Source organism: Anaerosoma tenue (assembly GCF_023161965.1).
Lineage (GTDB): Bacteria > Actinomycetota > Coriobacteriia > Anaerosomatales > Anaerosomataceae > Anaerosoma > Anaerosoma tenue.
The window spans coordinates 74,238-87,864 of record NZ_JALNTY010000001.1 but is presented as its reverse complement, the minus strand read 5'-3'; the positions used below and the strand labels follow the sequence as shown (position 1 = coordinate 87,864).

Sequence of the window (13,627 nt, the reverse complement as noted above, 5' to 3'; positions counted from 1 at the left end):
GACTGTGATGTCCTCACCCATGGGGGTGATGTAGATGTCGTCCCAGGCGCATTATCGTGAGGCGCACCCGTTGGTGTTCGTGATCACGCACTGGATCAATCTGATCTGCATGATCATGCTCGCCTTCTCCGGGTTCTACATCCACTATCCGTTCTTCGACGGCTTCATGGGCGTTGCCCGCGGCATGCACTTCGTCGCGATGTTCGTGATCATCATCAACCTCACCTTCCGGGTCATCGCAGCCTTCTTCGTGAAGACCGCGACCGACCTCGGCTCGCGTGAGGTGGAGACGGACATCAAGAACTGGCTGCCGCAGGAGAAGAACAGGCACCAGCTCTGGCAGACGGTGAAGTACTACCTGTTCTTCCGCAAGGAAGGCGTCATCTCGGCCAAGTACGGCTCACTGCAGAAGATCGCCTATCTGGCGACCGTGCCCCTCACCTACCTGATGGCGTACACGGGCTTCGCCCTGTACGGCCCGACGGCTGACTGGGGATTCTTCAGCGGCGGCACCGCACTGGTCGGTGGCCCCATGAACATGCGGATCATCCACTACTTCATGATGTGGGTGTTCATCGTGTTCACGATGATCCATGCGTATCTCGCAAACATCTACAACTTCTCGCCGAGCAAGATCATCTTCCTGTGGAAGGAGACGGAGCACTAGTCTCCGCCACAGCGTGACGGCGCCGCCGTCACGGGCAGCCGGGCCCCGGAGCCGAGCGCTTCGGGGCCCGGCCCTTGACCGGAGGTCTGCGTGGGATCTCGCTCCGCGCCGACCATGACGGGCGTCACGCCCCAAAGGGAGCAGCACCGTGCCTGATATCGAACCCCGCATCCTCGTTCTCGGCATCGGCAACGTCCTGATGCTCGACGAAGGCATCGGCAACCGCGTCGCCGTGGACCTCGAGAAGAACTACCGGTTCCCCGACGACGTGCGCATCATGGACGCCGGGACCATGGGACTCGGGATGATGCACCTCTTCCGGGGTGTCGAATTCATGCTCGTAGTGGACGCCATGGACGGCAGCGGCCACCCGCCCGGCACGGTGGTACGGATAGCTCCTGAAGACTTCGCCCCCAACCAGGTGATGCACTCCCTCCATGACATCCGGTTCGTGGACGTGCTCGAGGCCGCCAAGCTGATCGGGCTCATGCCCGAGGCCGACTGCATCGGCATCCAGGTGCAGGACATGAGCCCTGCCGAGATCACGATCGGACTCTCTGAGCCGGTGGAAGCGGCGGTGCCGCGCGCGGTCGCCGCGGTCCTGTACGTGCTCGAGGAACGTGGCGTGGAGGTCCAGCCCCTGGAGGGCCCGGATGCGGACGACGCGTTCCGGGACACAGTGGCCGAGGCCAAGGAGGATATCGCCCGTCGTCAGGCGGAGCGCGCCGCTGCAGGCACCCCACCGACCGAAGAGGCGCAGAGCTAGCGTCCTTCGGCGGGAGCCCCTGCCGCAAGCGGGATCTCGAAGCCGATCGTGCTCCCCTGCCCCTCGGCGCTGCTCGCGAACACGCGGCCGCCGTGGTCCTCGATGATGCGACGCGAGATGGCCAGTCCCAGCCCTGTGCCGCCCGTCCCCTTCGAGCGCGCGGCGTCGGCGCGATAGAAGCGCTCCCAGATGTGCGCCAGGTCGTCGGCGGGTATGCCTTCGCCGGTATCGGTGACGGACACGCGCGCACGGCTCCCGTCCGCCAGCTCGACGCTCACGGTCACGCTCCCTTCGCCGGTGTGACGCAACGCGTTGGAGAGCAGGTTCCTCACCACCTGTCCGATGCGGAACTCGTCAGCGTCCACGCTCACCAGCTGATCCGGCACCCGGGTCGTCACGGCCACGGAGGCGGGAGCGATGACACCCGCGCGTTCCACCGCCGTCCGTACGGTGTCGCGGATGTCGATGACTGTACGGTCGTAGCGCAAGCGGCCTGCCTCGGCCACCGACAGCTCCTGGAGATCGTCCACCAGCCGTGACAGCGTGCCCACATCCTCCACGAGCGAGGCGACCTGCCGGTCGTCTGCAACGAGCACGCCATCGGCGATGCCTTCGATCTGCGCCCGCAGCGCCGCGATAGGGTTGCGAAGCTCGTGCGCGACATCGCTCACCATCCGTCTGCGCAGCTCCTCCGACTCCGAGAGCGAGTCGGCCATCTCGTTGAAGGCGGAAGCGAGACCGGCCACCTCCTCGGGCCCGGCCTCCTCGACCCGATGCTCAAGGCGGCCTTTCGCCAACGCGCGCGACGCCGCGGTCAGGTCTCGCAACGGACGCACGAGATAGCGCGCAAGCAGCCACGCGCCTAGAGCGGCCAGCGCGACCGCCACCAGCGCGGAGACGATGATCCCCCGATCGACGCCGGTGAGGAACGCCTGCTCGGCCGTTCCGAAGAACACCTGGCGTCCCATGCCGCTGCCGGGACCCATCATCGGACCCATACCGCCCGACAGATACCGCTCGAAGGCGCCGGACAGCGTGCCGCGGGTGACAAGCCCGGAGGCGAGCACCGCCGCGAGCGACACGGCAAGGATCGCGAGAAAGACCTGTACGATGAGGCTCGAACGCTTCATTCCGGCGCCTCCACCTTGTACCCGACGCCGAACACGGTGTGGACGTAACGTGGCCGCCTGGGATCATCGCCGAGTTTCTTCCTGATGTTCTTCACGTGCGCGTCGATGGTGCGCTCGTAACCCTCGAACGTGTCGCCGGTGGCTATCTCCAGCAGCTGCAGCCGTGTGTACACGCGCCCGGGATGGGCCGCCATCGCCGCAAGGATGTCGAACTCGGTGCGCGTGAGGTCTGCAACGACGCCATCCACGCTCACCGATCGCCGACCCAGGTCGATGATGAGCGCACCGATACGGAGCGCTTCGCCAGCCGAGCGCGGTCCCTCAGCGCGCCGGAGAACGGCCTTCACTCGTGCTACGACCTCGCGCGGGCTGAACGGCTTCGACACATAGTCGTCCGCTCCGACCTCGAGGCCGATCAACCGGTCGACCTCATCGGATCTCGCGGTGACGAGGATCACCGGCAGGTCGTGCTCCTTCTGGAAGCGCTTGGTCAGCTCGATGCCGTCGATGCCGGGCAACATCACGTCCAGCAGCGCGATATCCGGGACCGCGCGCTCCACCTCCGCGACGGCTGACGGCCCGTCGGAGGCCGTCCTCACGACGAAACCCTCTTGCTCGAGGTATGCGGTGAGCACTTCGACGATCTTGTCGTTGTCATCGACCACCAGCACTTCACGGGACACCGCTCGCCACCTCCGGTACGGAGTCTATCCACCCGGCATGAAGAACCTGTGAACGCCCGGACGCCGGGCCGTACCGCACTACCTGCCCGCCAGCTCACGGACGCGCCCGGCTATGCCTGCGACATCCAGGCCCGCCCGGGCGAGCAGCGCCTCTGCGGCGCCCGAGCTCTGGTAGCCCTCAACGCCATGCGGGACCGGGCTCGCCACGCTTGCGTGGAGCGCAGTCCACTCGGCCACGGAGGCCCATAGGCCGGTCCGCCAGCCGTGGTCCTCGGCCACGAGAAGCCAGGGGGCACGAGTCGCAAGCTCCATGGCCCCGTCGTCCAGATCGAGCGGCGAGGAGACGATGCACACACCCACCGAGAGACCCTCTCGGGCGAGCTCGTCGGCCGCCTCCACCGCGCTCCCGGCCACGGCCCCCATCGTCATGATGACGCCGTCGTCACCCTGTCTCGCCCAGGTGGCGACCCCGTACTCGAACGCGTACCCGTCACCGAAGAGCGGGCGATCGGCGACGTCCAGGATCACCGGGAGCTTGGATCGGCCCATCGCGACCGCGACGCATCCGGGCATCCTCGCCGCCTCCCGGATCGCCCGATCGGTCTGATTCGGGTCTGCGGGCACGATCACGCGCCACCCGAAGAGGTTGCGGAACGCGCCAACGTAATCGAGGCACTGGTGGGTCTTCCCGTCCTCCCCCACGTCGAGACCGCAGTGCGTCACAACGAGCTTCAGAGACGCCTCGTTGATGTCGTTGAGCCGCTGCTGGTTGTATACCTCGTCCACACCGAACACACCGAAGTCGGAAAGGAACGTAAGCACACCTGTGGTCGAGAGCGCGCCGGCGGCCGTGGCGGCGTTGTGCTCGCCCACGCCTGCCTGTACGAATCCCCCAGGACGCACATCGGAGAACCCTCCGGTCTTCACGCTTGCGGCGAGATCGCAGTCGAACACTGCCATCGGCATATCCGGGTTGGCCTCGGCCAGATCGACCAGCGCCGAGCCCCACGCCGAGCGGTTGTCCGTACGTGTCTCACGCGTGTACGTGCGCGGCACGCCCACATCGAGGTCCAGCGGCTCACGCACGTGGTGCAACGCCGGTGTGAGCGTCATACCGCCCCGTCGCCGACGGGCGGTCTCGATCGTGGACTCGACACCAAGCTCCTGCAGGGCCCGCTCGTACTCTTCGGCCGTGAGCCCGCGTCCGTGGAACTCGTGGTCCCCCTCCATGAAGGAGACCCCCTTGCCGATGACCGTCCGGGCGACGATGGCCACCGGTCGCTCCCGATCGGCCACCGCCTCGGCGATCGCCTCGTACACCGCGCCGAGATCGTGACCGTCGATCTCGATGACACGCCAGCCGTCGGCGGCGAAACCACCGCCGATGTTGACCGGCATGACGTCCTCCGTGTGGCCGGAGATCTGTATACCGTTGCAGTCGACCAGCACCGTCAGGTCGACCAGGCCCTCCTTGACCGCCAGGCGACGGGCCTCGGCCACCTGCCCTTTGTGTTGTTCGCCATCGCTCATCACCACGAAGGTCCGGCTCGCATGGCCCGCGATCCGCGAAGCGAGCGCGAATCCCACGCCGGCCGAGAGCCCCTGTCCCAGGTTTCCCGTGCCCCACTCCACGCCCGGAACGGAACGCTCCACGTGCCCCTCGAAAACGCTGCCGGCCTGACGGAAGTGCGCAACGGCGTCCTCCAGGTCGAAGAACCCCGCGTCGGCGAGGGCGCAGTAGACGCCGGGTGACGTATGCCCGTGGCTGATGACGATGCGGTCGCGTCCGTCGGCCCGGGGATGCGCAGGGTCTATCGCGGCGAAGTGCGTGAGTGTGAGGTAGATCTCGAGCGACGACATCGACCCGCCGGGGTGACCGGATCCGGCAAGCGAGGTCATCGTGAGGATCGCGCCCCTCAGCCTGCGAGCACGCGCCTCCATGTCGCGGATCGTATCCTCATCCAGCGACGGCTCGGCGAACCCACGCTCCACCATGGCGCCTCCTCCCGACAGACCCGCGCATGCGCGCTGCCAACCATTACACTTGAGGATACCCGAACCCATACCCGAGGAGCCCACATGCCCGACCTACGCCGGATCGCCGAGGAGGCCGCCCGCGCCGGCGGCGCCGCTCTTGCCGCACATGCAGGCCACATCACCGGCCTCCGGACGAAGAGCAGCGCAGCGGACGTGGTCACAGCGGCCGACATCGCCTCCGGCGTGGCCGTGGCACGGTCAATAGCCGATGCCCTGCCGGATGCGCGCTTCGTGGTGGAGGAGCCGGAGGTCTACGACCTCGCCGGGGTGGTCCAGGGGGACCTCCGCGATGACGAGGTCTGGGTCGTCGATCCGCTCGACGGCACAACCTCGTTCGTCCACAGCTACCCGTGCTACTCGGTGAGCGTGGCGTGCCTCCGCTCGGGCCTTCCGGTCGCCGGAGCGGTCTTCAACGTCCCCGCGGGAGAGATGGCGTCTGCCGCCGCTGACGCCGGCGCTTCGCTCGACGGCAGGCCGCTCACCTGCACGGGCGCATCGCGGATGTCCGAGGCGCTCATCGCCACCGGGTTCCCGTACGACAGAGGAGAGCCGCTTGACCGGCAGCTCCGGATCTTCGAGCGGGTCATGCGCCCGTCGCACGACGTGCGGCGCGACGGCTCGGCCGCTATAGACCTCGCCAACGTGGCCATCGGGCGTGTGGACGGCTTCTGGGAGACAGGGCTCAAGCCCTGGGACATGGCGGCCGGCGTCCTGATCGTCGCCGAGGCGGGTGGTCGCGTGACCGACCTCGAGGGATCCCCCTGGTCGGTTCAGACCAGCTGCGTGGTGGCGGCCAACCCTGCGCTCCACGAGGTCCTGCTCGGCCTCATCATGGACGCGGACACCGCCTAGCGCGGTCCGCGGCGCGTCTCCTTCGGTTCGTCATACTCCAGGCCCAGATCCGTCAGCACTTTGGTGACCGCCCGCTCCCCGCTTTCGATGCAGTTGGGGATGCCTACGCCGCGGAAGGCGCCGCCCGCGAGGGCGAGCCCTGGTACCGATGCGCTACGCCGCTCGATCTCGTCCACGCGGTCGAGATGGCCGAGCGTGTACTGCGGCATGCCTCCGGTCCAGCGATAGACCTTGGCGATCAGCGGCTGCGCATCGGCACGCACGCCGAGCAGCTCAACGAGTTGCGTGCGGATGGTCTCCACCAGCTCGTCATCGGTGGCCTCGAGCAGATGCTGGTTCCCGGGCCCTCCGATGAAGCCACGGAGCAGCACCCTCCCGGACGGTGCGCGATCCGGCCACTTGGAGGACGACAACGTGACCGCCAGGATCGGACGGTCCTCGACCATCGGCGAGAGGATGCCGAACCACCGGGTGTCGAAGGGGCAGTCCTCTTCGCGGAACGCGAGCGAGACGGTGGCCGAGGACGAACACGGGATCGACGCCAGCAGGTCGGAGATCGCTGCATCCACGTCGCGCATGAGCCGGGTCGCCGCCCAGGCCTCGGTCGCCACGACCAGCGCATCGCCCTCCACGACCTCCCCACTGTCCAACGTGACCTTCCACCCGTCGCCTGCCCGCTCGATGATGGTTGCCGCGACGCCGGTCTTGATGCGCTCGCGGCCCACGGCGTCGGCCATCCCGTCGGTAAGGTCCCGCATGCCGCGATGGAAGGTGTTGAAGAACGCCCAGGGCTTGCCGCCGGGCTTCGGCGGGTACTTCTTGCGCATCTCCTCGCGCTTCTTGCGCTCATTGAGGAATCCGCGGATCACCGAGCCGAACTCCTGCTCCATCTCAAGGAAGTTGGGGAACGTCGCCGCCAACGACATCTGGGTGGGATCGGACGCGTGCACGCCGCCCACGAGCGGTTCGGCCACTCGGTCCAGCGCCTCACGACCCATGCGCCGGACCACGAACGCCTCAAGCGTCTCGTCGTGGTCCTGCGCGCTCTCACCTTCGGCCCAATGCTCCTTGCGCGGCAGGAACCAGTCCAGCGCCATGCGGAACTTGCCGGGCCACGAGTACAGAGACGTGGTGGCGAGTGGCAGCAGCTTGGTGGGCGCGAACATCATGATGCCGTCAGGGAGCTCGACCAGACGCTTGCCCTTCACGATGAGCGTCTTCTTGTTCTCCTCGCGAGCGGGCACCATCTCCTCGGCGATGCCGAGCATCCGCGCGATCCGTCCGACAGCCGGCTTGGTCGACACGAAAGCGTCGCTCCCGCCGTCAACGACGTACTGCCCGCCCTCGGGATCTTCCAGGATGTCGGTGACGAGCTTCCCGCCTACACGCTCTTCCTTCTCGATCACGACGCAGTCGACATCGTGCCCGGCTTCGGCAGCCCGACGCACCTTGTAGGCGGCGCCGAGTCCTGCCGCTCCACCGCCGATGATGATGATCCTCTTCAAGAGACCCGCCTTTCGTAACATGCGCACCCCGAGGAGCGCACGGGTGCGCTTCGTGTGCTAGTAGACCCGCTTCTCCTCGACCGCGTCCTCCTCGAGTGCGATGCCCGCCTCGCCGAGCACCTTGGAAACGGCGCGCTCACCGCTCTCAAGCGCGTTGGGCACGCCTACGCCCCTGTACGCGTTTCCGGCAAGCGCGAACCCACGCACTCCGCACTCGAGCCGCTCGATCTCGTCCACACGCTTGAGGTGATCGAGCGTGTACTGCGGCATGCCCTTCTCCCACCGGAACAGCTTGGCGTAGCGCGGCCGGGCATCCGCCTTGATGCCGAGGAGTGCCACCATCTGCGTGCGCGCGAGCTCGAGCAGATCCTCATCGCTCGCCTCGAGCACCGCCTCATCACGCGGTCCTCCGAGGAAGCCCCGGAAGAGCACCCTGTCCTCCGGCGCGCGATCCGGCCACTTCGAGCTCATGAGGCTCACACCAGTGAGGGGTCGCCGCTCCACCATCGGCGAGAGGATGCCGTGCCAGCTGAGATCGAACGGACAGTCCGACCTGTCGAAGGCGAGGATCGCGGTGGCCGACGAGGAGCACGGGATGGTCTCGAGAAGGTCCGCCAGCGAGCCATCCACCGGCCGGGTGAGTCCCGCCGCGGCCCAGACCTCCGTGGCCATGATCACCGCGTCACCCCGGAGCGTCTCGCCGGAGCTCAGCGTCACGGACCAGCCGTCGCCATCCTGAGCGATGGCGGCGGCACCTACCCCGGTGCGGATATGTTCGCGGCCCGCAGCATCCGCCATCCTGTCGCAGATGAACTGCAGTCCGTCGTGGAACGAGGAGAACATGGTGCGGCGCCTCTGCCCGGGCTTCGGCGGATACTTCTTGCGCATCTCCTCGACCTTCTTGCGCTGGGCGAGGAAGCCCCGGATCAGCGAGCCGTGCTTCTGCTCCATGTCGAGCAGCATCGGGTATCTCGCCGCCACCGACATCTCCGACGGCTCATCGCCGTTCACGCCCGCCGCGAGCGGCTCGGCAAGCCGGTCGAGCGCCTCCCTGCCGAGACGCCGGACCACGAAGCTCTCGAGCGTCTCGTCGTGGTCCGCGGCGGTCTCGCCGTCCGCCCAGCGGACCTTGCGGGGCAGGAACCAGTCGAGCGCCATGCGGAACTTGGCGGGCCACGAGTAGAGCGACGTGGTGGCGAGCGGGATGAGCTTGGTGGGAGCGAACATCATCATGCCATCGGGCATCTCCACGAGCCTGCCGTCCTTCACGATGAAGGTCTTCTTGGTCTCCTCGACCGTCCCTACCTCGTGATCGAACACGCCGAGGAGCTTCGCCACGCGATGCACGGCGGTCTTGTCGGTCAGGAACGAGTCGGACCCGCCATCGGCGATGTAGCGACCCCCGTCGGAGTCCTCCGCGATGTCGGTGAAGATCTTGCCGCCGATCCGATCGTCACGCTCGACGAGGGTGAACGTCACCTCGTGCCCGGCTTCGGCCGCCCGCCTGATCTTGTACGCGGCGCCAAGGCCCGCGATCCCGCCACCGATGATGATGATATGCATGCTGCACGGCTCCTTCGTCCTTCACGGGCGGTGCCGGCCGCCGCACTACCGTCTTCTCGTGTCAGTCGGGATCGTTGCCGACGGAGAGCAGCGGCTCCACCGCCCAGGAAAGCGCCTCTATGAAGCGATGATCGTCGTTGGGAACGGGTGTCCTCGTGAAGCGTAGGCCGAGTTCATCAGCCTGCTCCATGGCCTCGATGTCCAGGTCCCACAGCGTCTCCATGTGGTCGATGGCGAAACCGATCGGCACGACCACCACGGCATCGTAGCCGTTCTCCGCCGCGATCGCCATGACACCCGCAAGATCGGGACCGAGCCACGCACCGGGCCGCGCACCCTTGGACTGGTAGCCCTGCAGCCACGCCACCGGACCCTCGAGCGACCCGAACGCACTCACGCCCGGCAACCTATCATCGTCGACGAAGTCGGCCCCCTCGGCCAGCCCGGCGCTCGCCGCGACCGCCCCGGCGACCTCCCGGAGACCGCCGGGGTACGGATCGTCGGGAACGAGGTCCGCCACCGGGAGACTGTGAGCGGTCATCATCACGAGCGGTCGCTCCGCCTCGATCGAATCCAGCGCCCTGGCGCACTCCTCCGCGAAGAACGCCCGATACTGCGGCGCCTTGTGAAGCATCGGCGCCTCGCACACGTCCTCGATCTCGAGACCCTGTGAGGCCTCGAGCGCGCACGTGCGGAACGCCTCACACGTGACCTGCGACTCGAACGCCGAGAGAGAGACCATCGCGACACGCTCCGCGCCGCGCGCTTGCAGGTCCTCGAGCGCCGAATCGATCGACGGCTCCCAGTACCGCATACCCGCGGCCGCCACGACATCGTGGCCGCAATCCCGCAGATGAGCCTCGAGCGACACGGCGATGCCGCCCGCGACCCCGGGGAGCGGCGAGTACCCGCCTATGGCGCGGTACTTCTCCCGGGCGGACGCCACGATCTGCGGCGACGGCTCACGCCCCATGAAGCGGGACATGAACGGACCCACAGACTCGAGCGAGTCGGGGCCACCGAACGCCGTGAGCAGCACGCCTGTTCGGACCGGCACGCCGACGACTACTTACCGCCGCGGATGCGGGCCGAGTGCTCGTGCACGAAGCGGATCATCGTGCGGGCCTTCTCCGGGTCGCTCGTCTTGTGGATGCCGTGGCCGAGATTGAAGATGTGTCCCGGACGCGTGCCCACCGCCTCGAGGATCTCCACGACCATGCGCTCAAGTTCGTCATCGGGCGCGAAGAGGGCGACGGGATCGATGTTGCCCTGGATGGCGAAACGCTCGTCCACCTGCTCGACCACGCGCTTCATGTCGAGGCGCCAGTCCACGCCGATGACGTCGCCGCCCGCCTTCTGGGCCAGATCGAGCATCGAGGTGGCGCCATTGGGGAAGTGGATGATCGGCACGCCCTCGGGCACGACCTTGCGGCCATGCTCCGTGAGGGCCTCGATCACACGTGTGGTATACGGCAGGACGTAGCGCTCGTAGTCACGCGGCGCCACATAGCCGACCCAGCTGTCGAACACCTGGATGACCTGCGCGCCGGCATCGATCTGCGCCGAGAGGTACGCGATGACAGTCTCGGTGATCTTCTCCATCAACTCGGCCCAGAGCGCCGGCTCGCCCCACATCAGCGCTTTGGTGTACTCATAATCGCGCGTGCCATGACCCTCGATCATGTAGCTCGCAAGCGTGAACGGTGCGCCGCCGAACCCGATCAGCGGGACCTTGTGCTCGAGCTCGCCGCGGAGGATCCGCAGGCTCTCCATCACGTAGCCGGTGTCGGCGATCGGATCCGAGATGCGCAGGTTGTGCACGTCGGAGGCCGTACGGACGGGGTTGTGGATGACCGGGCCTTCGCCCTTGGCGAACTCCAGGTCCAGACCCATGCCCGGGAACACCACCAGGATATCGCTGAAGAGGATCGCCGCGTCGACGCCGACGAGGTCGACCGGCTGCATCGTCACCTCGACGGCCAACTCGGGCGTCCGGCACATCTCGAGGAAGCCGTGCTTCGCGCGGATCTCCCGGTACTCGGCCATATATCGTCCGGCCTGCCGCATCATCCAGACAGGCGTGCTCTCAGTGGGCTCGCGGCGCGCAGCGCGCAGAAGAAGGTCGTTGAAAGCCATACGGGGGTGTACCTCCGATGCAACGGGGCGTCATGGGACGTGGGACAGTTTATCATGCCTAAGCCTCATGAGAACCAGCCATACGCTCCACACGGGCCCGACTCGAGCGACGCGACAGTTCGCACCCCACACCAGCCCGAAGACGCGGCAAGGCCCCGCCGAAGCGGGGCCTTGCGGTTGCCGACACAGGCGGTTCTAGCCGACCTGTGGCGCCGTATCGATGATCGTCTGCACGATCGAGGGATCAGCGAGCGTGGAGATGTCGCCGAAGGCTTCCACGTTCCGGTCGCCACCGGCGATCTTGCGAAGGATGCGCCGCATGATCTTGCCGGATCGTGTCTTGGGCAGCTCGGGCACGATGTGGATGAAGTCCGGGCTGGCGATCGGCCCGATCTCCTCGCGCACGTGGCCACGGAGGATCTTCTCGATGCCGTCGGGGATGTCCACGCCGGTCTTGAGGATGACGTAGGCGTAGATGCCCTCGCCCTTGACCTCATGCGGGTAGCCGACGACCGCGGCCTCGGCCACCGACGCGTGGCTCACGAGCGCGCTCTCGATCTCGGCGGTACCCATGCGGTGACCGGACACGTTGATGACGTCGTCCACACGGCCCAGGAGCCAGTAGTAGCCGTCGGCGTCGACACGAGCGCCGTCACCGGTGAAGTAGCGACCCGGGAAGGCGGTGAAGTAGACGTTCTTCATCAGCGCATTCTCGGGATCTCCCCACGTGCCGCGCATCATCCCGGGCCACGGCTTGTTGATGCACAGGCGCCCGCCGGAACCGGTGGGGGTCGGCGTGCCGTCCTCGTTGAGGATCTCAGGCTCGATGCCGAAGAACGGCTTCGTGGCCGAGCCGGGCTTCATGGGAGTGATGCCGGGCAGGTTGGTGATGATGTGTCCGCCGGTCTCCGTCTGCCAGTACGTGTCCACGATCGGCACGTTCTCCCGACCGATGTTCTTGAAGTACCACATCCATGCCTCGGGGTTGATCGGCTCACCCACCGTGCCGAGCACCCTCAAAGTGGACATATCGTGCTTGGCTGGCCACTCGTCGCCCTGCTTCATGAGCGCGCGGATGGCGGTAGGCGCCGTGTAGAACTGGTTGACGCCGTGCTTCTCCACGATCTCCCAGAACCTGCCGGCGTCGGGATAAGTGGGGACGCCCTCGAACATCAGCGTGGTCGCGCCCACTGCAAGCGGGCCATACACGATATAGCTGTGGCCGGTGACCCAACCGATGTCCGCCGTGCACCAGAAGACGTCCTCATCGTGATAGTCGAAGACGTAGCGGAACGTCGTGGCGGCATACAGGAGATAGCCGCCGGTCGTGTGCAGGACGCCCTTCGGCTTGCCGGTCGATCCGGAGGTGTACAGGATGAAGAGAGGATCCTCGGCATCCATCCACTCGACATCGCAGTGCTGGGAGATATCGTCGGCGCGCACCTCTTCGTGGTACCAGTAGTCGCGCCCGGGCTCCATGTCCACGCGGGTGCGTGCACGGGAAACGACGATGACCGCCTCGATCGAAGGGCATTCGTTGAGCGCCGCGTCGGCCTCGGCCTTCAATGGGACGATACGGCCGCCGCGCAGACCCTCATCGGCCGTGACGAGCATCTTGGCGCCGCAGTCCTGGATACGGTCGCGCAGCGCCGCCGAGCTGAACCCGGCGAAGATCACCGAGTGGATGGCGCCGATGCGCGCGCATGCCAACATCGCGATCGCAAGCTCGGGGATCATCGGCAGGTACAGGGCGACGCGGTCACCCTTCTTGATGCCGCGCTTCTTGAGGACGTTGGCGAACTTGCACACCTTGTAGTACAGCGACTGGTAGGTGTACATCTTCGTGCGGCCCTCGTCCGTCTCCCAGATGAGCGCCGCCTTGTTGCGGCGCCAACCGTTCAGGTGGCGGTCGATGCAGTTGTGAGTGACGTTGAGCTTGCCGCCCTGGAACCACTTCACGTACGGCTTGTCGAAGTCGTACTCGAGGACCGTGTCCCACTTCTTCTCCCAGTGGAGCATCTGCTCGGCCATGTCGGCCCAGAACCCTTCGGGGTCCTCGATCGAGCGCTTGTAAAGCTCCTCGTACTCCTCCATGGTCTGGATGTGCGCCCGCTCGGTCACCCAGGCCGGCGGCTGGACCACGCGGTACTCCTGCGACAGGGACTCGATCGCATTCGATTCCGTCATAGGGTCGGTCTCCTCTCCTCGGCATCTGCTTACGGTCGGTGATCGCGGGAGATGGATACTGCCCGCGAACTGCCCGATGCCGCTCTAGCGACGTACGACAA

Annotated in this window: 11 protein-coding genes; 3 read left to right on the top strand and 8 right to left on the bottom strand. The window is 66.7% G+C overall.

Going from position 1 to position 13,627, the window contains the following annotated elements:
* Window positions 1-34: 34 nt before the first annotated feature.
* A complete protein-coding gene (locus tag MSB02_RS00485; protein ID WP_267193264.1) occupies window positions 35-667 on the top strand; it encodes a cytochrome b/b6 domain-containing protein in 633 nt (210 codons plus the stop codon).
* Window positions 668-815: 148 nt separating this feature from the next.
* Window positions 816-1,433 (top strand): hydrogenase maturation protease, encoded by a 618-nt coding sequence (locus MSB02_RS00480; protein WP_267193263.1) that lies wholly within the window; start codon window positions 816-818, stop codon window positions 1,431-1,433.
* Here MSB02_RS00480 and MSB02_RS00475 read toward each other — a convergent pair.
* From MSB02_RS00475 to MSB02_RS00465, 3 genes are all read right to left on the bottom strand, one after another.
* Window positions 1,430-2,563 carry a sensor histidine kinase gene (locus MSB02_RS00475; RefSeq protein WP_267193262.1) on the bottom strand — a complete coding sequence of 378 codons (1,134 nt, stop codon included), beginning with the start codon at window positions 2,561-2,563 and terminating at the stop codon, window positions 1,430-1,432. The genes MSB02_RS00480 and MSB02_RS00475 overlap by 4 nt on opposite strands.
* The gene (locus MSB02_RS00470) at window positions 2,560-3,246 is read right to left on the bottom strand and encodes a response regulator transcription factor (protein WP_267193261.1); all 687 of its coding nucleotides are present in this window, start codon (window positions 3,244-3,246) and stop codon (window positions 2,560-2,562) included. The genes MSB02_RS00475 and MSB02_RS00470 overlap by 4 nt, the downstream gene beginning before the upstream one ends.
* 78 nt (window positions 3,247-3,324) lie before the next feature.
* Complete coding sequence (locus tag MSB02_RS00465; RefSeq protein ID WP_267193260.1) at window positions 3,325-5,241, bottom strand: transketolase; 1,917 nt, start codon at window positions 5,239-5,241, stop codon at window positions 3,325-3,327.
* Between the two features lie 84 nt (window positions 5,242-5,325).
* Between MSB02_RS00465 and MSB02_RS00460 the strand changes: the two genes are divergently transcribed.
* On the top strand, window positions 5,326-6,135 hold the full coding sequence (locus MSB02_RS00460; protein ID WP_267193259.1) for an inositol monophosphatase family protein: 810 nt from the start codon (window positions 5,326-5,328) through the stop codon (window positions 6,133-6,135).
* On the opposite strand, the gene hemG (MSB02_RS00455) is transcribed toward MSB02_RS00460, so the two are convergent.
* The 5 genes from hemG (MSB02_RS00455) to acs form a co-directional block, all read right to left on the bottom strand.
* Complete coding sequence (gene hemG / locus MSB02_RS00455) at window positions 6,132-7,640, bottom strand: protoporphyrinogen oxidase (protein ID WP_267193258.1); 1,509 nt, start codon at window positions 7,638-7,640, stop codon at window positions 6,132-6,134. The two genes, MSB02_RS00460 and hemG (MSB02_RS00455), sit on opposite strands and share 4 nt — an antisense overlap.
* 57 nt (window positions 7,641-7,697) lie before the next feature.
* Window positions 7,698-9,203, bottom strand: coding sequence for a protoporphyrinogen oxidase (hemG, locus tag MSB02_RS00450; RefSeq protein WP_267193257.1), 1,506 nt, complete (start codon window positions 9,201-9,203; stop codon window positions 7,698-7,700).
* Between the two features lie 61 nt (window positions 9,204-9,264).
* Window positions 9,265-10,260, bottom strand: coding sequence for a ferrochelatase (hemH, locus tag MSB02_RS00445; RefSeq protein WP_267193256.1), 996 nt, complete (start codon window positions 10,258-10,260; stop codon window positions 9,265-9,267).
* 8 nt (window positions 10,261-10,268) lie between these two features.
* Window positions 10,269-11,339, bottom strand: a complete 1,071-nt coding sequence (gene hemE, locus MSB02_RS00440) for a uroporphyrinogen decarboxylase (protein ID WP_267193255.1) — start codon at window positions 11,337-11,339, stop codon at window positions 10,269-10,271.
* Window positions 11,340-11,534: 195 nt separating this feature from the next.
* Window positions 11,535-13,526 (bottom strand): acetate--CoA ligase, encoded by a 1,992-nt coding sequence (acs, locus tag MSB02_RS00435; protein WP_267193254.1) that lies wholly within the window; start codon window positions 13,524-13,526, stop codon window positions 11,535-11,537.
* Between the last annotated feature and the right edge of the window lie 101 nt (window positions 13,527-13,627).